This window comes from Streptomyces sp. NPDC002536 (assembly GCF_053594995.1).
Window position 1 is genome coordinate 1 of record NZ_JBSFWU010000006.1, and the last position, 22,302, is coordinate 22,302.

The 22,302-nt window shown below is 72.7% G+C and carries 17 protein-coding genes; 10 read left to right on the plus strand and 7 right to left on the minus strand.

Annotated features, from left to right (window positions below; all coding sequences use genetic code 11):
* Positions 1-186 precede the first annotated feature (186 nt).
* The 10 genes from ACWD4B_RS03750 (at position 187) to moeZ (ending at position 11,487) form a co-directional block, all read left to right on the plus strand.
* Positions 187-279 (plus strand): Ms4533A family Cys-rich leader peptide, encoded by a 93-nt coding sequence (locus ACWD4B_RS03750; RefSeq protein ID WP_451419240.1) that lies wholly within the window; start codon positions 187-189, stop codon positions 277-279.
* 126 nt (positions 280-405) lie between these two features.
* Complete coding sequence (locus tag ACWD4B_RS03755) at positions 406-2,124, plus strand: ABC transporter substrate-binding protein (RefSeq protein ID WP_451419241.1); 1,719 nt, start codon at positions 406-408, stop codon at positions 2,122-2,124.
* Entirely contained in the window at positions 2,121-3,122 is a 1,002-nt protein-coding gene (locus ACWD4B_RS03760) for an ABC transporter permease (RefSeq protein ID WP_451419242.1), read from the plus strand. Before ACWD4B_RS03755 ends, ACWD4B_RS03760 begins: the two co-directional genes overlap by 4 nt.
* Positions 3,119-4,117 carry an ABC transporter permease gene (locus ACWD4B_RS03765; RefSeq protein ID WP_451419243.1) on the plus strand — a complete coding sequence of 333 codons (999 nt, stop codon included), beginning with the start codon at positions 3,119-3,121 and terminating at the stop codon, positions 4,115-4,117. Before ACWD4B_RS03760 ends, ACWD4B_RS03765 begins: the two co-directional genes overlap by 4 nt.
* Positions 4,114-5,742, plus strand: coding sequence for an ABC transporter ATP-binding protein (locus tag ACWD4B_RS03770; protein WP_451419244.1), 1,629 nt, complete (start codon positions 4,114-4,116; stop codon positions 5,740-5,742). The genes ACWD4B_RS03765 and ACWD4B_RS03770 overlap by 4 nt, the downstream gene beginning before the upstream one ends.
* A 165-nt stretch (positions 5,743-5,907) precedes the next feature.
* Positions 5,908-7,452, plus strand: a complete 1,545-nt coding sequence (locus ACWD4B_RS03775) for a DUF3492 domain-containing protein (protein ID WP_451419245.1) — start codon at positions 5,908-5,910, stop codon at positions 7,450-7,452.
* Positions 7,449-8,462: a hypothetical protein gene (locus tag ACWD4B_RS03780; protein WP_451419246.1), complete on the plus strand. Its 1,014-nt coding sequence runs from the start codon at positions 7,449-7,451 to the stop codon at positions 8,460-8,462. The genes ACWD4B_RS03775 and ACWD4B_RS03780 overlap by 4 nt, the downstream gene beginning before the upstream one ends.
* Positions 8,463-8,505: 43 nt before the next feature.
* Positions 8,506-9,420 (plus strand): NAD-dependent epimerase/dehydratase family protein, encoded by a 915-nt coding sequence (locus ACWD4B_RS03785; RefSeq protein WP_336414173.1) that lies wholly within the window; start codon positions 8,506-8,508, stop codon positions 9,418-9,420.
* Positions 9,408-10,223, plus strand: a complete 816-nt coding sequence (locus ACWD4B_RS03790; protein WP_451419247.1) for a spherulation-specific family 4 protein — start codon at positions 9,408-9,410, stop codon at positions 10,221-10,223. The genes ACWD4B_RS03785 and ACWD4B_RS03790 overlap by 13 nt, the downstream gene beginning before the upstream one ends.
* An 85-nt stretch (positions 10,224-10,308) precedes the next feature.
* Positions 10,309-11,487, plus strand: a complete 1,179-nt coding sequence (gene moeZ / locus ACWD4B_RS03795) for an adenylyltransferase/sulfurtransferase MoeZ (protein WP_390776401.1) — start codon at positions 10,309-10,311, stop codon at positions 11,485-11,487.
* Positions 11,488-11,540: 53 nt separating this feature from the next.
* Here moeZ and ACWD4B_RS03800 read toward each other — a convergent pair whose 3' ends face one another.
* From ACWD4B_RS03800 to ACWD4B_RS03830, 7 genes are all read right to left on the minus strand, one after another.
* On the minus strand, positions 11,541-13,079 hold the full coding sequence (locus ACWD4B_RS03800; RefSeq protein ID WP_451419248.1) for an alpha/beta hydrolase: 1,539 nt from the start codon (positions 13,077-13,079) through the stop codon (positions 11,541-11,543).
* A 90-nt stretch (positions 13,080-13,169) separates the two neighbouring features.
* Complete coding sequence (locus ACWD4B_RS03805; protein WP_451419249.1) at positions 13,170-14,312, minus strand: hypothetical protein; 1,143 nt, start codon at positions 14,310-14,312, stop codon at positions 13,170-13,172.
* Positions 14,313-14,446: 134 nt separating this feature from the next.
* Positions 14,447-16,033, minus strand: a complete 1,587-nt coding sequence (locus ACWD4B_RS03810; RefSeq protein WP_451419326.1) for an alpha/beta hydrolase — start codon at positions 16,031-16,033, stop codon at positions 14,447-14,449.
* 148 nt (positions 16,034-16,181) lie between these two features.
* Positions 16,182-18,173: an ABC transporter permease gene (locus ACWD4B_RS03815; protein WP_451419250.1), complete on the minus strand. Its 1,992-nt coding sequence runs from the start codon at positions 18,171-18,173 to the stop codon at positions 16,182-16,184.
* A complete protein-coding gene (gene modA, locus ACWD4B_RS03820; RefSeq protein WP_336414168.1) occupies positions 18,170-18,919 on the minus strand; it encodes a molybdate ABC transporter substrate-binding protein in 750 nt (249 codons plus the stop codon). Before modA ends, ACWD4B_RS03815 begins: the two co-directional genes overlap by 4 nt.
* Before the next feature lie 14 nt (positions 18,920-18,933).
* Entirely contained in the window at positions 18,934-19,329 is a 396-nt protein-coding gene (locus tag ACWD4B_RS03825) for a TOBE domain-containing protein (protein ID WP_451419251.1), read from the minus strand.
* 139 nt (positions 19,330-19,468) lie between these two features.
* Positions 19,469-22,171 (minus strand): flippase-like domain-containing protein, encoded by a 2,703-nt coding sequence (locus tag ACWD4B_RS03830; protein ID WP_451419252.1) that lies wholly within the window; start codon positions 22,169-22,171, stop codon positions 19,469-19,471.
* Between the last annotated feature and the right edge of the window lie 131 nt (positions 22,172-22,302).

Below are 22,302 nucleotides of genomic sequence, written 5' to 3' on the forward strand. Positions count from 1 at the left end.
GCCGAGGTTCTCGGGGCTTCGCCCCGGACCCCCGGGGTGGTGCGTCGGCTGCAGGGCCGTCGTGGCTGGTCGCGCAGTTCCCCGCGCCCCTTACGGGGCGCTACCCGTGACCGCAAAGTGAGATCTGCCGTCTCTCGTGGTGAGACGGCTTTGCAGGTTGGCCGGATTTCAACCAGTCTTCTTCCCATGCCGCACCACCACGCCTCCGAGAACGCCGGCTATGAGCTGGCTCTCATCGGCGTGGCCGCGCACGCAGTCGCCGACATCCTCTGTCGCTGAGACCGCCTTCCCCCTTTCCCCGGGGGCGGTCCGTGCGCTCCCGTGCGCTCCTTCTTCCCAACCGCCTTCCGTGGGTGTTCCCTGCATTCGCCCTTCCTCGCCCACCCGCGAAAGGCTTCCTTCGTCATGCCTCATATATCCGTCATATCCCGCCGCGTGGCCGCGGCCGCCGTCAGCGTGGTCCTGATCGGAGGCGCGGCGGCCTGCGGCCCGAAGGACGGCGGCGGCGCCGAGAACGATGCCGGTGCGGCCCCGAAGAAGGGCGGCACCCTCACCGTCCTCAACAGACAGCCGCAGAACAAGTTCGACCCCGCCCGCCTCTACACCTCCGGCGGCGGCAACATCCCCTCCCTCGTCTTCCGCACCCTCACCACCCGCCACCGCGCCAACGGCACCGAGGGCACCAAGGTCGTCCCCGACCTCGCCACCGACACCGGCACGCCGAGCGACGACGCCAAGGTCTGGACGTACCGGCTCAAGGACGGGCTCGCCTACGAGGACGGCACCCCGATCACCAGCGCCGACATCAAGTACGGCGTCGAGCGCTCCTTCGCCCCCGAACTCTCCGGCGGCGCCCCCTACTTGCGCGACTGGCTCGTCGGCGGCGAGGACTACCAGGGCCCGTACAAGGAGAAGAAGGGCCTGGACTCCATCGAGACGCCGGACGCGAAGACCATCGTCTTCCACCTGCGCAAGTCCGAGGGCGACTTCCCCTACTTCGCCACCTCCACCCAGTTCGCGCCCGTCCCCAAGGACAAGGACACCGGCGCCAAGTACGCCGAACACCCCGTCTCCTCGGGCCCGTACAAGGTCGTCAAGAACACCAACGACGGCGAGCAGCTGCAGCTGGAGCGCAACCCCCACTGGTCGGAGGACTCCGACAAGGAGCGCCACGCCTACCCCGACCGGATCGAGGTGAAGTCCGGCCTCTCCTCCGCCGTCATCAACCAGCGGCTCTCGACCGGCGCCGGCCCCGACGCCGCCGCGGTGACCACCGACACCAACCTCGGCCCCGCCGAACTCGCCCAGGTCGGCAACGACAAGAAGCTCGCCGACCGGGTCGGCACCGGCCACTTCGGCTACACGAACTACCTGGCGTTCAACCCGGAAGTGAAGCCCTTCGACAACCCGAAGGTGCGCCAGGCCGTCGCCTACGCCGTCAACCGCACCAGCGTCGTCAACGCCGCCGGCGGCTCCGCGCTCGCCGAGCCCGCGACCACCTTCCTGCCGAACCAGAAGTCCTTCGGCTACACGCCCTACGACCACTTCCCGGCAGGCGACAAGGGCAACGCGGCCAAGGCCAAGGAGCTGCTGAAGGAGGCCGGTTACGACAACGGCCTGGAGATCACGCTCACCCATTCCACCGCCCAGGACTTCGAGACCAGCCCCGAGATCGCCACGGCCCTGCAGGCCGCGCTCAAGGACGCGGGCATCACGGTCAAGCTCGAGGGCCTCGAGTTCAACGACTACGACCAGAAGGTCCACAGCTTCAAGGACCAGCCCGGCCTCTTCCTCGCCCACTGGGGTGCCGACTGGCCGTCCGGCGGACCGTTCCTCGCGCCCATCTTCGACGGGCGGCAGATCGTGAAGGACGGCGCCAACTTCAACACCGCGCGCCTGGACGACGCCAAGGTCAACGACGAGATCGACGCGATCAACAAGATCACCGACCATGAAGCCGCCGCACAGCGCTGGGGCGCCCTCGACCGCACCATCGGCGAACAGGCCCTGACCGTCCCGCTGTTCCACCCCGTCTACAAGCGGCTGTACGGCAAGGACGTCAAGAACGTCGTCATCAGCGACTGGACCGGTGTCCTCGACGTCTCGCAGGTCGCGGTCAAGTGACGGACACCCTCGCCACCCCGCAGCCGGAGGCGGCCGCCCCCGTCTCCGGCGCCCGGCAGGTGTGGCGGCGGCTGCGCGCGCGCAAGAGCGCGCTCGCGGCCGCCGCCGTGCTGGGCCTGCTCGTCCTCCTCGCCCTCGGCGCACCGCTGCTGGCCGCGCTGGAGGGCCAGGACCCCGTCACCTACCACGACACCCTCGTCGACTCCGCCCGCGGCGGCGTGCCGCTCGGCTCCTTCGGCGGCGCCGGTGCCGAGCACTGGCTGGGCGTCGAACCGGGCACCGGACGCGACCTGTTCGCCCGGATCCTCTACGGCGCCCGCGTCTCGCTGTTCGTCGCCCTCGGTGCCACGGTCGTCCAGGTGCTGATCGGCGTCGCCGTCGGCCTGGCCGCCGCCCTCGGCAACCGGCTGCTCGACAGCGTCCTCAGCCACCTCACCGACGTGATGGTCGCCATGCCCTCCCTGGTGTTCACCATCGCCCTGTTCGCCGTCGTGCCGTCCGACTTCCCGCGGCCGGTCCTGCTGATCGTCGTCATCGGACTGCTCAACTGGGGCTCCACCGCACGGCTCGTGCGCGCCCAGACGCTCGGACTGAAAAAACTTGACTACGTCGCCGCAGCGCGGCTGACCGGCGGTTCGCCCTGGCGCGTCGCCCGGCGCGAACTGCTGCCCGCACTCGCCGCACCCGTCATCACCTACGCGGCCATCCTGCTGCCCGCCAACGTCGTCATCGAAGCGGGCCTGTCCTTCCTGGGCGTCGGCATCAAGCCCCCCACACCCTCCTGGGGACAGATGCTGTCCAGCGCCACCATGTGGTTCCGCGCCGACCCGATGTACGTCCTGCTGCCCTCGCTGCTGCTGTTCGTCACCGTGCTCGCCTTCACCGTGCTCGGCGACGGCGTACGGGCCGCACTGGACCCGCGCGAGGCCTCGCGGCTGCGCGTCGGCAGGAAGGGCCGGAAGAACAGAAGCAAGTCCCTTGAAGGAGGCGCCGCGTGAACGGCCTCGTCGGCTACTTCCTGCGCCGCGCGCTCGGCGCGCTCGCCGTCGTCCTCGTGCTCTCCCTCGTCGTCTACGCGACGTTCTACATCGCCCCCGGCGACCCCGCGCGCCTGGCCTGCGGACCCCGCTGCAACCCCGAGCAGCTCCGCCAGGTCCGTGAGCAGCTGAGCCTCGACGACCCCTTCTACCTCCAGTACTGGCACTTCCTGCAGGGGCTCGTCGCCGGGCACGACTACTCCACCGGCACCGGCGTGCTGCACTGCACGGCGCCCTGCTTCGGGCAGTCGTACCAGAGCAACCAGCTGGTGACCGACCTGCTCGCCGAACGGCTGCCCGTCACCGCCTCCCTCGCCCTCGGCGCGATGGTGCTGTGGCTGCTGCTCGGTATCGGCACCGGCCTGCTCTCCGCGCTGCGCCGCGGTGGGGCGACCGAGCGCGTGCTGACCTGGCTGACGCTCGCGGGCACGGCAACGCCCGTGTTCATCACGGGACTCGGGCTGCTGATGCTGTTCTGCGTCTATCTCGAGTGGCTGCCGTTCCCCACCTACGTCCCGTTCGGCGACGACCCGGAGCAGTGGGCCTGGAACCTGGTACTGCCCTGGTCCGCGCTCGCCCTGCTGGAGTCCGCCAAATACGCCCGGCTCACGCGCAGTTCGATGCTGGAGACCCTCGCAGAGGACCACGTCCGCACCTTCCGCGCCTACGGACTGACCGAGCGGGCGGTCGTCGGACGGCACGCCCTGCGCGGCGCCCTGCCGCCCGTCATCGCGCTGACCGCCGTCGACCTCGGCTCGATGTTCGGCAACGCGGTGCTCACCGAGTCGCTCTTCGGCCTCCCCGGGCTCGGACAGCTCCTCGTCCACTCCACGCAGACCATCGACATCCCCGTCGTCGTCGCCGTGGTGATGGTCACCGGCACCGCCGTGGTGCTCGCCAACATCGTGGCCGACGTGCTCTACGCCGTCGCCGACCGAAGGGTGGCCCTGCGATGACGCCGCTGGTCTCCGTGACGGACCTCTCCGTCACCTTCCCCGCCGGGGGCACCCCCGTCCGGGCCGTGGACGGGCTCTCCTTCGCGCTCGCGCCCGGCGGCGCGCTCGGCATCGTCGGCGAGTCCGGCTCCGGCAAGAGCACCGCCGCCTACGCCCTGCTGGGCCTGCACCGCGGCACCGGGGCGCAGGTCACCGGGTCCGTGCAGGTCGCGGGCCACGACGTGCAGGCCGCGGACGAGGCCGGGCTGCGCAGCATCCGCGGCGGCGTCGCGGCCATGGTCTTCCAGGACCCGCTGTCCTCGCTCGACCCCTACCAGGCCGTCGGCGACCAGATCGCCGAGGTGTACCGGGTCCACCGGCCCGGGGCCTCGCGCCGCGCCGCCCGCGAGCGCGCCGCCGAGGTGCTCGACCGCGTCGGCATCCCGGACGCGGCCCGCCGCGCCCGCTCCCGCCCGCACGAGTTCAGCGGCGGCATGCGCCAGCGCGCCCTCATCGCCATGGCCCTCGCCTGCGAGCCCCGGCTGCTCGTCGCCGACGAGCCCACCACCGCCCTGGACGTCACCGTCCAGGCCCAGATCCTGGGCCTGCTGGGCGAGTTGCGGGCCGAGACCGGCATGGGCCTGATCCTGGTCACCCACGACCTGGGCGTGGCCGCCGGCAGCGTCGACGACCTGCTCGTGATGAAGGACGGGCGGGCCGTCGAGCACGGACCGGTGCGCGACGTGCTGGAGACACCGCGCGAGCCTTATACGCGCGCCCTGTTGGCGGCCGTCCCGCGGATAAACGTCCGCCGATCGGCGGAACCGGTTCCGGCCACCGACGACCCCGTCCTCCTCGAAGCCACCGGCCTGCGCCGGGAGTTCGGGCGCGGCCGGCACACCGTGACCGCCGTCGACGACATCACGCTGACCGTGCGGGCCGGCGAGACGGTCGGCGTCGTCGGCGAGTCCGGCAGCGGCAAGACCACGCTCGGGCGGATGCTGGTGCGCCTCCTGGAGCCCACCGGCGGCGAACTGCGCTACCGGGGCCGCACCATCGGCGGCCTCAAGGAGCGCGAACTGCGCCCCTTCCGCAGCGAACTGCAGATGGTCTTCCAGGACCCGGTCTCCTCGCTCAACCCCCGCCGCAGCATCGGCGAGTCCATCGCCGACCCGCTCCGCGCCGCCGGGAAGCTGGACGACGCGGCGATCGTGGCGCGCGTCCGCGAACTCCTCGAACGCGTCGGACTCGACCCGGACGCCTACCACCGCTACCCGCACGAGTTCAGCGGCGGACAGCGGCAGCGCGTCGGCATCGCCCGGGCCCTCGCCCCCGAGCCGAAGCTGATCGTCTGCGACGAGCCCGTCTCCGCGCTCGACGTGACGACACAGGCTCAGGTCGTGCGCCTGCTGGGCGAGTTGCAGCGCGACCTCGGACTGGCACTGGTCTTCATCGCGCACGACCTCGCCGTGGTCCGTCAGGTCAGCGACCGGCTGGTCGTGATGCAGGGCGGCCGGATCGTCGAGGAGGGCCCGGCCGACGCCGTCTACGAGCACCCCCGGCACGCCTACACCCGGAGTCTGCTGGCCGCCGTTCCCCGGCTCGGCACCGAGGACGGGACGGCTCTGCAGGGCGCTCCCGCATAGCGCGCCGCAACGTCCCGTCTGCCCGAAAGTCACTCCCGTTCACCCCTTCCGGTGGCGCGACGGACAACCGTCCATCGCGCCACCGTGCAGCCCGCATAGCGTGCTCCCGCTGCCGTTCGGCGGTGGCTTCCGACAGGGCCACGAAGGAGAGGCGGGGGTGCGCACGTGCGTGTGGGACTGCTTTCCGAGGGCGGGTATCCGTATGCCGGGGGCGACGGCGGGGAGTGGTGCGACCGGCTGGTCCGGGGACTCGGCCAGCACGACTTCGAGCTCTACGCACTGAGCCGCAGCGCCCGCCAGGAGGACAGCGGTTGGCACGCGCTGCCGGGCAACGTCCGGCGGGTCAGAGCGGCACCCCTGTGGGGCGGCCCCGCGCCGGGGTGCGCCGGGCGCGCCTACGGCGCGTACGGCCGCGAACAACGGCGGCGCTTCGGCACCCACTTCGGCGACCTGGCGGCGGCGATCACCCTGCCGGGCGACCAGGCGTACCGTTTCGCCGACGGCCTGGGCGGCCTCGCCGACCTCGCCCGCGACGAGGGCGGGCTCGCCGCCGCCCTCCGCTCCGAACAGGCCCTGCGAGCCCTGGAGAACGCCTGCCGCGCGCCCGGCGCACAACCCGCCGCCTACGGGGCCCGCGTCACCGACCTGCTCGCCGTCTCCGGCCTCCTGGAGCGCGCCCTCAGACCGCTCTCCCTCGACTGGTACGGCACCGCCGACGGCGACCGCGGCCTGTCCGGCGTCGACCTCTGCCACGCCACCTCCGCCGGGCCCGCCGCCCTCCCGGGCCTGCTGGCCAAACGCTTCTTCGGCACCCCCCTGCTCGTCACCGAGTACGAGGTCGGCCTCCGCGAGTACTACCTCGACGGCCCCGCCGGACCCGCCGGATCCTCTTCGTCCGTCCGCACCCTGCTGGCCTCCTTCCACCGGCTGCTCGCCGCCCACGTCTACGACCGGGCCGCGCTCGTCACCTCCGGCGACGGACAGGCCCGCCGCTGGCAGGAGCGCTGCGGCGCCGACCGGGCCCGGCTGCGCACCGTCTACCCCGGCATGGACGCGAGCCTCTACGAGGAGGTCGGCGAGGGCGCCCCGGACCCCGGCGGCGACGCCCCCGACCTGGTCTGGGTCGGCGGCCCGCCCGAACCCCGCCTGTGGGACGCCCTCGCCGCCCTGCGCGAGGCCGAACCGGGCGTGCGGCTGCACGTCGTCGGCGACCCGGCGGAGGACGCACCGGCCGCCGAGGGCGTCACCCACGGCAGGAACGGCGGCCCCGACGTCTTCGCGACGGCCGCCGTGGTGCTCCTGGCCGGCACGGCCGACGGCTTCCCCGCCGCCCTCGCGGAGGCCATGTTCTGCGGCCGCGCCACCGTCTCCCCGGACACCGGCGCCGTCCGCGAAGTCATCGGCGGCACCGGCCTGGTCGTCCCCCCGCGCGACCCCGGCGCCCTCGCCGAGGCCTGCCTCGCCCTGCTGCACGACCCCGCGCGCCGGGCCCGGCTGGGCGCCGCCGCCCGCGCCCGGGCGCTGGAACTCTTCACCGACGAACAGAACGTCGCCGCCTTCGGCGCCCTCTACCTCGAAGCCCTCTCCCGCACCCCGGTCCAGCACCCCGCCCCCGACCCGTCCGTCCCCTTCGCCCACGCCGCCGGCGACCGGACGCCGCTCACCCGCTCCCCCCGCTCCGCCTCGCCCACCTGGGCGGGCCGCTCATGACCACTTCGCTCCGCGACGGGAGCGCTCCCACCCCCGTCGGCATAGCCGACGCACCGGCCGACCCGGTGAAGACGCTCCTCCAGCGGCACCGCGTCCTGTGCGCCGGTGCCGTCGACCCCTGGGAGATCGCCGCGGGCCTGGAGGTGCGCGGCATCGGCGACCGCGAGGCCGCCGAGTACCGGCACCGCGACGTCTTCTCCCTGGCCGAGGAGCTCCACGCGCGCGTGGAACACGGCGAACAGCCGGGCCCGGACGACCCGGACGCGGAACCACCGGCCGCACGGGAACACCCGCGCGGCCGGTGCGCGGCCCTGCGCCGCGGCCGGGGCGCAGGCGGCACCCTGGCCTCGCTGTGGCTGCTCGCCTCCGGGCTCGCCGGCGACCGCACGCTCACCGTGCTGCTGCACGGCGGACGCGGCACCGGCGTGCACGCCCTGCTCGCCGCCGCCGCACCCGCCGGGCTCGCCCTCGCGTGCGCCGTCGTGCCCGCGGCCTGCTGCGCCCACTGGTTCGCCGGCCGGGCCCGCCGGGCCGTACGGACCAGCCGCAGCCTGAAGGAGTTCGGCGCCCGCGTACGGCCGGCACTGCTGACGGCCGTCGTGCTCCACCTCGGCACGCTGCTGCTCTTCCTGTGGTCGGCCCGCTCGGCCCTGCCCGACGGGACCGCAGGGCCGGCCGGCCCCGCGCCCGTCCCCGCCTACACCCTCGTCGCGGCCCTCGGCGGGCTGCTCTTCCTCGCCCGCCTGCTCGCCTCGTACGGGCAGACCCGGGCGGCCCTCCACGCCACCCTCGCAGCCGGTGCGGCCCAGGCCGTACCGCTGTGCGCACTCCTCGCCGCGCGCCTGCCGGGCTGTGACGCCCTCGGATGGCCGGTGCGCTGGGCGGCCGGCGCCTGCACGCCCGTCGCCATACCGCTCGTCGCGTGCGTCCTGCCGGCCCTCGCCCTGCTGGTCCACGCCGTCCCCGCCCTGTCCCGGGCCTCCGTCCACTCAGAGGAGCAAGGAACATGACCGTCCACCCCCACCGCAGCGTGCGAGAGCGAGGGCAACACCGATGAGGGTCCTGTTGCTCGGTGCCAACGGCTACCTCGGCCGTTTCGTGGCCGACCGGTTGCTCGCCGACCCCGCCGTCCAGCTCACCGCACTCGGCCGCGGCGACGACGCGGACGTCCGTTTCGACCTGGCCAGCGGCAGCCCCGGAGCGCTCACCCGCTTCCTCAACGCCGTGCATCCCGGCGTCGTCATCAACTGCGCCGGTGCCACCCGCGGCGGCGCCCGCGAACTGGCCCGCCACAACACCGTCGCCGTCGCCACCGTCTGCGAGTCGCTGCGCCGCAGCGGGTGCGGCGCCCGCCTGGTCCAGCTGGGCTGCTCCTCCGAGTACGGGCCCTCCCAGCCCGGCTCCTCCACCGCGGAGGACGCCGTCCCGCGCCCGGGCGGCCCGTACGGCGTCAGCAAGCTCGCCGCCACCGAACTGGTGCTGGGCTCCGGCCTGGACGCCATCGTGCTCCGGGTCTTCTCGCCCGTCGGCCCCGGCACCCCGGCCGGCTCCCCGCTGGGCCGGCTCGCGGAGGCCATGCGGCGCGCCATGCAGAACGGGGACAACGAGCTCAAGCTCACCGGCCTGGGCGTGCAGCGGGACTTCGTCGACGTGCGCGACATCGCCCGCGCCGTGCACGCCGCGTCCCTGTCCGCCGCCCAGGGCGCCGTCAACATCGGTACCGGCCGCGCGGTGCGGCTGCGGGACGCGGCCACCCTGCTGGCCCGGGTGGCGGGCTTCGGCGGCGCCCTGCACGAACTGGACGACCCGCACCTGGGCAGCCCGCCCGCCTACCCCTACCCGGACGGCTGCGGCGCCTGGCAGCAGGCCGACGTGCGCACCGCCCGCGACCGGCTGGGCTGGCGCCCCCGGATCGGCCTGGAGGAGTCGCTGGCCGACATCTGGATGGAGGCCGCGTGTCGCATCTGACCTCCGGGCACCGCCGTTTCCTGGCCACCGGCAAGGCCCCGCTGCGGCTGGGCGTCCCCGGCTTCGCGCACCCGCTGGTCGCGCCCGCCGAGTGGGGCGGCCTGCAGCGCGCCGGCCTGCCGCTGGACTGGGTGGTGCTCGGGGGCGCGGGCGGCGGCCCCGGCAGTCGCCCGGACCCGTGCTGGCGCGCGGCCGCCGCCCCGCTGCGGGAGGCGGGCGTGCGGCTCCTCGGCCACCTGGACCTGGCCTCCGGCACGCGTCCCCTCGGTGAACTCCTGTCGGACGCACAGCGCTTCCTCAACTGGTACAAGGTCGACGGATTCGCGCTGGGCCGCTGCCCGGCCGACGCGGCGGGCCTGAAGGAGACCCGCCGCGCCGCCGGCGCCCTGCGCACGCTGCGCGACGGCACCCACCTCGTCCTGCTCCAGGGCACCCACCCCTGTCCCGGATACGTCTCCCTCGCCGACCAGTTGGTGACCTTCGCGGGCTCCTGGTCCGCCTACCGCTGGTCGCAGGTCGCCGAGTGGACCGCCGACCATCCGCCCGAGCGCTTCTGCCACCTCGTGTACGGGGTGCCCCGGTCGCACCTGGACGAGGCGATGCGGATAGCCCGCTGGCAGGGCGCGGGCACGGTCTTCTTCACGGACCGCACGAGCCACGCGAGCCGGACGGGCCGGGCCCACCGGGCGGGCCGCGCGGGGCGGGCGGCCCCGCTCACCTTCGTGCGCGTGGACCCCTGGGAGTCCCTGCCCGGCTACTGGGACGAGTTCGTCTCGCGCATCGGACCTGGTGTCTCGGAATGAGACCGGGCGTGGCAGTGTTACGGGAACGTACGCCCCGCGTTCCGCGGGGACGTAGCCGCATGTCCGACCGACCTACGGAGTTCCCGTGTCGCTGCCACCTTTGGTTGAGCCGGCTGCCGAGCTCAGCGTTGACGAGGTTCGCAGGTATTCGCGTCACCTGATCATCCCGGATGTGGGGATGGCGGGGCAGAAGCGCTTGAAGAATGCCAAGGTGCTGTGCGTGGGAGCGGGCGGTCTCGGCTCGCCCGCGCTGATGTACCTGGCGGCGGCGGGCGTGGGCACCCTGGGCATCGTGGAGTTCGACGAGGTCGACGAGTCGAACCTGCAGCGCCAGATCATCCACTCCCAGTCCGACATCGGCCGCCCCAAGGCCGTCTCCGCGCGCGAGAGCGTGCTGGGCATCAACCCGTATGTGAACGTGGTGCTCCATGAAGGCCGCCTGGAGGCGGACAACGTCATGGACATCTTCTCCCAGTACGACCTGATCGTGGACGGCACGGACAACTTCGCCACCCGCTACCTGGTCAACGACGCGTGCGTGCTGCTGGGCAAGCCGTACGTGTGGGGTTCGATCTACCGCTTCGACGGCCAGGCCTCGGTGTTCTGGTCCGAGCACGGCCCCTGCTACCGCTGCCTGTACCCCGAGCCCCCGCCGCCCGGCATGGTGCCCTCCTGCGCCGAGGGCGGCGTGCTCGGCGTGCTGTGCGCCTCGATCGGCTCGATCCAGGTCAACGAGGCCATCAAGCTGCTCGCCGGGATCGGCGATCCGCTGGTCGGCCGTCTGATGATCTACGACGCACTGGAGATGACCTACCGGCAGGTCAAGGTCCGCAAGGACCCCGACTGCGCGGTCTGCGGCCCCAACGCGACCGTCAGGGAACTGATCGACTACGAGGCGTTCTGCGGCGTCGTCTCCGAGGAGGCCCAGGAGGCCGCGGCGGGTTCGACGATCACGCCGAAGCAGCTCAAGGAGTGGATCGACGACGGCGAGAACATCGACATCATCGATGTCCGCGAGCCGAACGAGTACGAGATCGTCTCCATCCCCGGCGCGCGCCTCGTCCCGAAGAACGAGTTCCTGATGGGCACCGCCCTCCAGGACCTGCCGCAGGACAAGCGGATTGTTCTGCATTGCAAGACGGGTGTCCGCTCCGCGGAGGTTCTGGCGGTCCTGAAGTCCGCCGGGTTCGCCGACGCGGTTCATGTGGGCGGCGGCGTCATCGGCTGGGTCAACCAGATCGAGCCCGAGAAGCCGGTGTACTGAGCGGGGCCCCGCGCCCCGTCAGGGGCGCGGGGAACTGCGCGAGCAACCACAAGCTACCCGCACGTCACCCCCTCCTTCGGCACCGCGCCCTCCAGCAAATAGGCGTCAACGAGCCGCGTCATGCACGGATCCCCCGTGTTGTACGCCCCGTGACCCTCGCCCCGGTACGTCACCTCGATGCCCACCCCGGAGCCGAGTGCCGAGGCCATCCGCCCCGCACCGGCGTACGGGGTCGCCGGGTCCCCGGTGTTGCCGACCACCACGATCGGCGCCGCGCCCTTCGCGCCGACCTCCGGCGTCTTCGCCTTCCCCTTCACCGGCCACCCGGTGCACGAGATCAGCGACCATGCCGCCGACTCCCCGAACACCGGTGAGGCGGACCGGAATTCGGCCAGGTGCGCCTTCACGTCGTCGACCGTGTAGCGCTGCTCCTCGTCCACGCAGGACACGGCCCGGTTGGCCGGCTGGAGGTTGGAGTAGTGGCCGTCGGGCGAGCGGCCGTTGATCGAGTCGAAGAGCAGCAGCAGGGTGTTGCCGGTGCCCTTCTGCAGGGCCTCCTCCAGGCCGGCCGTGAGGTATTTCCAGGTGTCCTTGGTATAGAGCGCGGCGGCGATGCCGTTGACCGCCTCGTCCTGGGTGAGCCTGCGCCCCTGCGCCGTCGGCAGCGGCTGCGTGTCGAGCCGCTTGAGCAGCGCGGTGATGTCGTCCATGCCGGGGCAGGACGACGACCGGGAGGAACAGTCCTTCTCGTAGTCGTCCAGGGCGAGTTGGAACCCCTTGGACTGGGCGAGGTTCCCCTGCAGGGGGTCCTGTGTGGGGTCGACGACCGCGTCCAGTACCGCGCGCCCGACGTTCTGCGGGTACAAGTGGGCGTATACCCCGCCGAGTTCGGTGCCGTAGGAGATGCCGAAGTAGTGCAGCTTGTCGTCGCCCACGGAGGCCCGGATCCGGTCCATGTCCCGGGCGGCGCTGACGGTGTCCACGTACGGCAGGACCTTGCCGGAGTTCTTGGCGCACGCGTCGATGTAGGCCTTGTTCGCCGCCAGGTACGTGCGGACCGCGGCGTCGTCCCCCGGTGTCGCGTCGATCTCGTTGGCCGCGTCCGTCTCCTTGTCGCTCTGGCACTGCACGCCCGCGCTCTCACCGACCCCGCGCGGGTCGAAGCTCACCAGGTCGTAGCGCTGCCGGAGTTTGGCGTAGCTGTCGGCCAGGCCCGGCAGCGTCGCGACCCCCGAGCCGCCCGGGCCGCCGAAGTTGAACACCAGTGAGCCGATGCGGTGCTTGGCGTCCAGCGCCCTGGCCCGGATCAGGGCGAGGTCGATCCGCTCCCCGTCCGGCTTCGCATAGTCCAGCGGTACGGGCAGCTTTGCGCACTCCCACCCCTTGCCGGGCGCCCTGCCGCCGCCCTGGGCGGCCGTGGGGGCGTCGCAGGCCGTCCAGCGCAGGGCGGCGCCGCCCGCGGACGACTGTTTGGCGTCGGCGCCGGACCCGGCATCGCCGCTGCTCCCGCCGCACGCGGTGGCGGTGGCGGTCAGGGCGAGCGCGAGGGCGGCGGAGGCGAGGGCGGTGGCCCGGGGCCGTGCGGTACTCATTTCACCGACTCTACGGAGGAATCGCCCGCGCCGGACTCGGGGTACAGGCGCGCGCGGGGGAGCGCGGCGGGGCGCGATCCGCTCCCGCCGTCACTCCGCGTGCCCGGTACGGCCCGTGTGCAGCGGCGCACACCCGATGCGCCGGCCCACCGCGTCGACGAAGTCCGGGAACACCGCGCGCGCGTCGTCGAGCCGGGTGCGCGAACGGCCGGGACCGGTCCGCATGGTGAAGACCGTCGGACGGCCCGCGCAGTCCGCCTGTATCAGCGCGCCGGACGCCTCGATCCGGCCGTGCGCACGCCACCCCGGCGCGGGCGGGCCGTCCCCGGCGAGGCCGTCGAAGAGGGCGACGACCCGCGGCCGGGCGATCATGGCGAAGCGTGCCGCCCACCGGTCGTCGGCGGCGACCGCACACGTCTGGAAGTCGTCCCCGACGCTGCCCACCGTGTCCGTCAGCCGGACGGAGTCCGCAGCCGCCACCGTCAGCCCCGGTATCGCGCACTGCTCCGCCGGGCCGCCCGCCGACACCCGCACCCAGCTGGGCGGCGCGTGCTGCGGCTGCACGACCGGCGCCGGGGCGCAATGCGACGCCCGCACCGCCCTGTTGGCCGCATCCACCAGCAGGCTGCCCGTGCGGGCGGGGGAGGAGTCGTCCGGGAAGCCGGGACGGTCGCCTGTTCCGTCCGACCCGTCCGACCCGTCCGATCCGTTCGCATCGCGGAACGAGCTCGTCACCGTCACCACCGACGGGCGGCCGTCCACGTCGCACGACGGGGGCAGCACCAGCGTGCCGGAGCCGGCGGCCACGAAGCCGGGCAGGCCGTCCGGGAGCGCACTGTCCCCGCCCACCAGCAGCCCCGAGAGCCAGGCGCGGCGGGCCTCCGCCTCCCGTGGGCCCGTCCCGTACCGCACGTCGAGCCGCTGCCGGTACGCCCCGGCGCCCCGGCCGCCGCGCCAGCTCAGCGTGCACGTGCCGTACGGGCGCCCGGGGGCGGGGGCGCTCTCCTGCGCCGAGCGGTCGTGGTCGCCGCTGCGGAACGGTCCGCCGTCCTCCGGCCAGGTGCCCCAGCAGTACGAGGACCTCGCCGGCGGCCCGAACTCCGCCTGCCAGAACGCCATCAGGGCGGCCAGCAGGGCCGCGATGGCCAGGGCGCCGGTGAACACCCGGGCCCTGTGGCCGGGATCGCCGGTGCGCCCGGCGGTGGTCCGTAACGTACTGCTGTCGTTCGACACTTCGATCCCCCCGCCCCGTGCTCGGTCCGCAACGCGCCGTCCGCGTACGGAACTTCTGTGCGGGCGATCGTAGTGCGGGCCACTGACATTCGAGCCGGTGCAGTTCGTATTACCGGTGTGATCTGCTATGGGTGCTATGAACACACCTTGTTGGGCTCCGGGACCTTACCGTCCAGGAGATACGCGTCTGCCGCACCTTTGACGCAGGGGTTGCCGCTGTCGTACGCCCCGTGCCCCTGGCCCCGGTACGTCATCTCGATTCCGACGCCCTCGCCCAGCTCCCGTGCCATCGTGCGCGCTCCCTCATAAGGGGTCGCCGGGTCACCGGTGTTGCCGACCACGAGCATGGGTGCGGCACCCTTCGCGCTCACGTCCGGCGTCTGCCACTCGCCCTTGACGGGCCAGCCGGTGCACTGCAGGAGGCTCCACGCCATGAAGTCGCCGAAGACCGACGACGCCTTGCGGAACTCCGCCACCTTCGGCTCGATGTCCTCCGCCGTGTAGCGCTGGGCGAAGTCCGCGCAGGTGACCGCGTTGAGGGAGGCCTGGAGCGAACTGTAATGGCCGTCCTGGCCGCGGCCGTTCATGGAGTCCGCGAGGGAGAGCAGGATCCTTCCGTCGCCGTTCTCGGCGTCTTCGACACCCTCGGTGAGGTACTCCCAGAAGTCCTTGGAGTACAGGGCCTGGGCGATGCCGCTCGTCGCCAGCGAGCGCGTCAGCTCGCGGCCGGCGGCTCCGCCGGTGCCGCCCGTGGGGGAACCGGTGCCGGTGCCGCCTGCTGCCGGGATCGGCTGTTTGCCGAGCCGGTCGAGGAGGTCGGTGATCGAGCGTTCCGTCGGGCAGTTGTCGGAGGTCTGCGGGCACGCCGCCATGTAGTTGCCGAGGGCCAGCTGGAAGCCGCGGGCCTGGGCGAGGGCGCTCTGCACCGGGTCGCTCGACGGGTCGACCACCGCGTCGAGGAGCGCCCGTCCGACGTTCTTGGGGTACAAGTGGGCGTAGACGCCGCCGAGTTCGGTCCCGTAGGAGACGCCGAAGTAGTGCAGTTTGTCGTCGCCGAGCACCTGCCGCATCAGGTCCATGTCGCGGGCGGCGTTCGTCGTCCCGACGTACGGGAGGACCTTTCCGGAGTGCTGGCGGCAGGCGGCCGCGTAGGCCTCGACGCGGCCGACGAGGGCCGTCTGTTCGGCCTTGGTCGCCGGTGCGGAGTCCGCCGCGTAGTACGCGTCCAGCTCCTTGTCGTCCAGGCAGCGGACGCCGGTGCTGCGGCCGACCCCGCGGGGGTCGAAGCTCACCAGGTCGTAACGGGTGCGCAGATTCCGGTAGTCCTCCGCGAACGCGGGGAGGGTCGTGACGCCCGAGCCGCCCGGGCCGCCGAAGTTGAAGACGAGCGAACCGATGCGGTGCGCGGGGTCGGTGGCCTTCGCCCGGATCATGGCGATGCCGATCTTCTCGCCGTCGGGGTGCGCGTAGTCCAGGGGCGCGCGCAGGGTTGCGCACTCCCAGTCGCGGCCCGGGGTTCTGGCCGCCCCGCCGTTGTCCTCGCCGGCGCTCGGGGGCGGGCACGTCTTCCAGTCCAGCTTGGGGTCCTGGGCGTTGCGGGGGGTGCCGCCCGCGGTGGCGGCCGTCTGTCGGCGGTCTGCGGCGTCGCCGTTCGAGCAGCCCGTCGCGGCTGCCGCCGTGAGCGTCAGCAGGGCGGCCGAGAGCAGGCTGCCGGTTCGTATGGATCGTGTGGATCTCGTGGCTTGTGCGGCTCTCGTTGCTCTCGGCACGGCGGTGCCTCCCGGGGCTGACGTTGGCTGACTGCCATCGTCTGCGGGGTGCCGCCGGGGCGCGCGTGGTGCGGGGCGTACGGGTTACGGGGCGTACGGGTTACAGGGGGATGAATGCCGCTTCCGTGGCCTTGATGCTCGCCCAGACCGGGGTGCCCTCGGCCAGGGCGAGGTCCGCCGCGGCCGACGGGGTGATCTCGGCGACGGTCTCCGGGGCTCCGTCCGTGCCCTCGACCAGGACGCGGAGACGGCCGCCCTGGGCGGTGATCTCACGGACCTTGCCCTGCCAGATGTTGCGGGGGCTGCCGGTGGGGCGGGTGGTGTGCAGGGACACCGCTTCGGGGGGTACGACCGCGAGGCCCGTCGTTGCGGCGGGGGGCGGCTCCGCCGTGGTGAGGCGGGCGCCGTCGTCGAGGAGCACGGTGCCGTCGCCGTCGGCGGTGGTCCGGCCGGGCCAGGCGTTGCGGCCCAGCATGCGGGCCACCCAGGGGGAGCGGGGGCGGCGGGTGAGGTCGGTGGGGGTGGCGTACTGGACGGTGCGGCCGTTCTCCAGGACGAGGACGTGGCTCGCGAGCGACACGGCTTCCACCGGGTCGTGGGTGACGAGGAGGCACACGCCCGGGAAGTCTGCGAGGTGGGTGCGCAGGGTGTGGCGCACGTGGGTGCGGGTCGACTGGTCGAGGGCGGCGAGGGGTTCGTCCAGGAGGAGCAGGCGGGGGCGTGCGGCCAGGGCGCGGGCCAGGGCCACGCGCTGGGCCTGGCCGCCGCTGAGCCGGCCCGGGCGGTGGTGGGCCAGGGCGCCGACGCCGAGGCGGTCCAGCCATTGCCGGGCCTCGCGGTGGGCCTCGGCGCGGGGGGTGCCCTGGGCGCGGAGGCCGTATGCGGTGTTGGCGAGGGCGGTCAGGTGGGGGAAGAGGGCGCCGTCCTGGGGGACCCAGGCGATGCGGCGGTGGTGTGGGGGTGCGTGGGATGCGTCTTCGGTTCCGAGGCGGAGTTCGGTTGCCGTTGCGCGGGTGGTCAGGCCCAGGAGGGTGCGGAGGAGTGTTGTTTTGCCTGCGCCGTTGGGGCCGACCACTGCGATCGTTGTGCCGGGTGATGCGTGGAGGCTCGCCTCTACGGCGCCGGTCACCGTGGTGCGCAGCGGGTGCGGGGTGGGTGCGGGGCCGGGGGGCCGGGGAGGGCCCTCCGGGGCTGCTGTATTTGCGGCCGTTGCCGTTCCGCGTGTTGTGTGCCCCGCACTTGGCCGCAAATACGGCTTTACGCCCCTTGCCGGGCCCTCCCCGGCCCCCCGGCCCCGCCCGGTCTTCGTCGGCGTCTGCGGGTTGAGCCGGCTGCCGCGGAGCGTGATGAGGATTGCCGTGGCTATCGCAAGGAGGAGGAGGGATACGGCCGTTGCTCCCTCCGGGTCGTCCTGGAGGAGCAGGTAGACCTGGAGGGGCAGGGTTTGTGTGGTGCCCGGGAGGTTGCCCGCGAAGGTGATCGTCGCGCCGAACTCGCCCAGGGCGCGGGCCCAGGAGAGGGCCGCTCCTGCGAACAGGCCCGGGAGGACCATGGGGAGCGTGATCGTGCGGAAGACACGAAGTGGCGCCGCTCCCAGGGACGTTGCCGTTTCCTCGTAACGGGGGTGCAGGCCGGCGAGAGATCCTTCGAGGCTGATGACGAGGAAGGGCATGGCCACGAATGCCGAGGCCATCACCGCGCCTGCCGTGGAGAAGGGCAGGGTGATGCCGTAATGCGCCAGCGCCGGGCCCAGGATGCCGTGGCGGCCGTACGCCTGGAGCAGGGCCACCCCGGCGACGGTTGGTGGTAGCACCATCGGGAGCATGACCAGGCAGCGCACCAGTGATTTGCCCGGGAAGTCGGTGCGAGCCAGCAGCCAGGCCAGCGGGACGCCCAGGAGCAGGGCGATCAGCAGGGCCCAGCCCGAGACGAGAAGGGAGAGGGTGAGGGCCTGCGTTACTTCGTGAGAGGCGAGGCGGGAGGGGAGCGAGTTCCAGGGGGCGTGTGCGAGGACGCCCGCCAGGGGGAGGAGGAGAAACGTCACCGCGAGTGCGGCCGGTATGCCGAGAGGGAGGGGGATTCTTTTCTTCACGGCTTCTGGAAGCCCGCGGACGCGAGCAGTTTCCGGGCCTCGGCGGAGCTCAGCCACTTCACGAAGTCTTCTGCCGCTTTGGTGTTCTTGGAGTTCTTGAGCGTTGCCGCCGGGTAGCTGGCCACCGCGTTCTGGGCGTCGGGGATCGTGACGGTGTCCACCTTGCCCTTGGCCGCGGTCGCGTCGGTGACGTACACGATGCCGGCGTCCGCCTCTCCGAGGGAGACCTTGCTGAGCACGGCCCGGACGCTGGGCTCCTGGGAGACCGGCTTCACGGAGAGGTGCTGCTGGTCCAGGATCTTCTTGCTGTAGCGGCCCGCGGGGACCTCGGGTGCCGCCAGGACGACCTTGAGGCCGGATTGCGAGAGGTCCGTGAGGCCTTGGACATGCCGGGGGTTGTGCGGAGCCGTGGCGATGGTGAGGCGGTTCTTCGCGATGACCGCGGGGGTTCCGGTCTGCGCCTTGAGGTCGTCCATCGTCTTGGTGTCGGCGGTCACCAGCGCGTCGGCCGGTGCGCCCTGGCGGACCTGGGCGGCCAGCTCCTGGGAGCCGGCGAAGGAGAACTTCACCTCGGTGTCCGGGTGCTCCTTCTCGTACGCGGCCCCTGCCTGCTTGAAGACGTCGGTGAGGGAGGCCGCTGCGAGGACGGTGATGGTGCTCGTGCTTTTGCTGCCGGTGCTGCTGCAGGCTGCCAGGGGGAGGACGAGGGCTGCTGCGAGGGCGGTGCGGGTGAGCGTGCGGTTCATGGTGTTCCCCCCGGTCAGGCGCGGTCGATGTGCACGTTGGTGGCCTTGATGCGGGCGACGGCCTCCATGCCGACGGCCAGGCCCAGTTCCTCCACGGCCTCGCGGGTGAGGAGGGAGACCAGGCGGTGCGGGCCGGCCTGGATCTCCACCTGGGCGGCGACGTCGCCGAGCTTGACGGCGGTGATGATGCCGGGGAAGGCGTTGCGCGCGGTGGTGTACGGCGCCTCGTCCTCGCTGTTCGCCTCGGAGGCGAGGGAGACCGAGTAGGCCGCCAACTGCTCACCCGGAATGAGGCGTTTGCCCGACTCGTCGCGCTGTGTCGGTATACGTCCTGCGTCGGCCCAGCGCCGCACCGTGTCCGGGCTGACGCCGAGCAGCCGGGCCGCCTGGCCGATGGTGTAGGTGCGCATGTGCGGCACGGTATGGCGATATGGCTCGCATATGCAAGGCGCGCCCCGGCTGTGGACCGCGCCCCGAAGGGGCGCGGGGAACTGCGCGACCAGCCACAGCCGACCCGCACCCGGATCGGCACCCGACCCGAGCCGGAGGCTAAATCGCACCCTTCCGCGTCAGCTGGTTGAAGCACAGCCACCCCGGCAGCACCGGCAGCCAGAACGTCATCAGGCGGAACAGCAGCACGGCCGGCGCAGCCGTCTCCGCGGGCAGCCCGGCCAGGGTCAGCGCACCGATGAGGACACCTTCCACCGCGCCCACGCCGCCCGGCGTCGGCGCCGCCGACCCCAGCGCGTTGCCCGCGAGGAAGACCACGGCCACGCTCGCGTAGCTCATGTCCCCGCCGAACGCCCGGATCGAGGTGTCCAGACACAGCACGAACGTGGCGGTCAGCAGCAGCATGCCGCCGATGCCGTTGAGCAGCTTCCGCGGCCGCTGCAGCAGGTCCAGCATGCGCGGCACCACGCCCGCGAAGAGCGAGCGCACGCGCGTGGAGACGAACTTCCGCAGGAACGGGATGGCCGTCACGACCAGGACCAGGACCGCTGCCGTGAGCAGGCCGCCGATGACCGTGCGGGACGGGGGGAGCGGCGACGAGGTGTTCTCGGTGCCGGTGATGTAGCCGAACGTCAGCAGCAGGATGATGTGGCTCGCCAGACCGAACAGCTGCGACGCTCCCACGCTCGCCACGGCGAGCCCCGGCCGCAGCCCCTGGCGCTGCAGGAAGCGCGTGTTCAGGGCGACACCGCCCACTGCGGCGGGGGCGACCAGTTTGACGAAAGAGCCGGCGACCTGGGCGAGGACCGTGCGGCCGAAGGGCACCTTCTCCGGAACGAAGCCCAGCAGGCTCATCGCGGCCGCGAAGTAGCTCAGGGCGGAGAAGGCCGCGGCGGCCAGTACCCAGTACCAGTTGGCGTGTGCGACCAGGTCGCCAAGTTTGACGTGTGCGAGCTGCGAGAGCAGGAAGTACGCGGCGAAGGCGCCCGCGATGGAGCTGATGAGGGTGCGCGGCTTGATGCGCTCCAGGCGCACCGGCTCTATCGGCGCCTGCGGGCGGATCAGCAGGACCTGCCGGCGGATCTGCGCGAGCAGGTCCTCCTCGCGGGCCTCCTCGGCCGCCACGTCGAGCGCCTGCTTCTCCGCCTTCTTCTCCGCCTTGAGCGCCTTGCGCTCGCTGACGGCAGCGCCCTTCTCCGCGCGTTCGTGCGCTCTGCGCTCCTTCTCGATGCGCGAGGCCTCCAGCACTGCGTCCCGCTCGCGCTGCGCGCGCTCGCGGGCGAGCTGGCGGAGGGTGGCCCGGCTGGAGCGGGTGAGGGCGATCGGCTGGAGCAGAGGGAGGCTGTCGGCGACCGCGTCGGGGCCCAGCACGGCCACGGCCGAGGCCACGGCCCGTTCGGCACCGACCCGCAGGCCGAGCGTGGTGAGCAGCTGGGCGATGTCCATCCGCAGGACCAGGTCGCCCGCGGCGATCTCGCCGCCGCGCAGGTCGGTCAGGACGACATTGCCGGAACGATCCACCAGGAGAGCGTCGCCGTCGAGGCGCCGGTGGGCGATGCGCCGCGACTGCAGGGCCTGCACCTGCTGCCACGCGCCAGCCGTCAGCTCGTCGGTGATCTCCTCGTCCGGGATGGCGTCCAGGGTGCGGCCGCCGATGTGCTCGTAGACGAGCATCACGGCGTCCGGGCCGAGCTCGGAGGTGGCGATCAGCCGGGGCGCGTTGGCGCCCGCGGCGATGGCCGCGTAGGCCAGCAGGGCCTCCTGCTCCAGGGCCTGGCGCAGCGACTGCAGGCTGCGACGCTGTGTGATGCCGCGCAGTGCGAGGCGCTGCCAGACGCGGTAGAAGAAGCCCTGCGCCTGCTGTTCGCGGTCGACGACGGTGACGTCGAGCGGTGGCCCGTCCTCCAGCGTGACGATGTAGCGGCGGCCCCGGTCGTGGTGCTCGGTGTCCTCCGGGTCCTCGGTGCGCAGGGCGGTGACGGGGTTGAAGCCCACGCGCCGCAGCCCGGCGAGCAGATGCTGACCGGTCGGTCTGACGTTCGGCGAGCCGACCGCGTAGAGCGTGCCGTAGGCCACGGTCCAGCCGATCAGTACCGTGGTGACGATGGAGAACGGTGTGGTGTAGCCGTTCACCAGCACGGCGAAGGCGTCCAGCAGCAGCACCGCCCACATGGCCACCCGCCAGCGCGGGCGGCGGGACATGCCGACGGCCGTCATGTAGGCGATCACGGGCGCCAGGTAGCCGTGCACCGGGTCGGTGGCGCCACCGGTCGGCGAGGTCTGGGTGAGCGCCCCGCGGATCGAGGCGGGCGCGCCCTGGGCGACCCACAGATCGGTGGCCAGTGAGACGCCGTGCGCGAGGACGGCGGCCAGCACGCCGTCGGCGATGCGCAGCCCGTCCCGTTTGATCAGCCGCTCGATGGCGAACGCGACGGGCACGATGAAGATGGCGATATTGGCCGCGAGCCCCGCGAAGTTCGCCAGCAGCTGGGGCGCCCGGCCGGTGCTCTCGCCGATGTCCCTCTCCAGCCCGGCGGTGGTGAAGTGGGCGAAGACGGCCAGGGCGAGCACAAGCGCGATGCCGAGGATGCCCAGGAAGAGCCGGACCAGGTCGGCGGGGCGGTGGACGCGGGCGGGGAGCAGGGGCTCGTCGCCGGAGACCTTGTCGATGTGGACCTCGCCGCCTTCGTACGTGTACGAGCCGCCGTCCCCGGAAGGGGGCAGCGCGCCGGGGGCGCGGGCCTCGTCGCGAGGCTGCGCGCCCTGTTGCTCGTCCTTGTCTTCTTCTTGGTCTCGTATCACCAGTCACCGCCCGGAAGATGGTGGCACGGCCCGGCCGGGCAACAGGGCATCAGGGTGCATTTCGCGGGCGCGGACTCCGGATCGTACGCCCTGCGCTGCGGTACTGCACTCTGAGTGATCGTCCGCCCGGG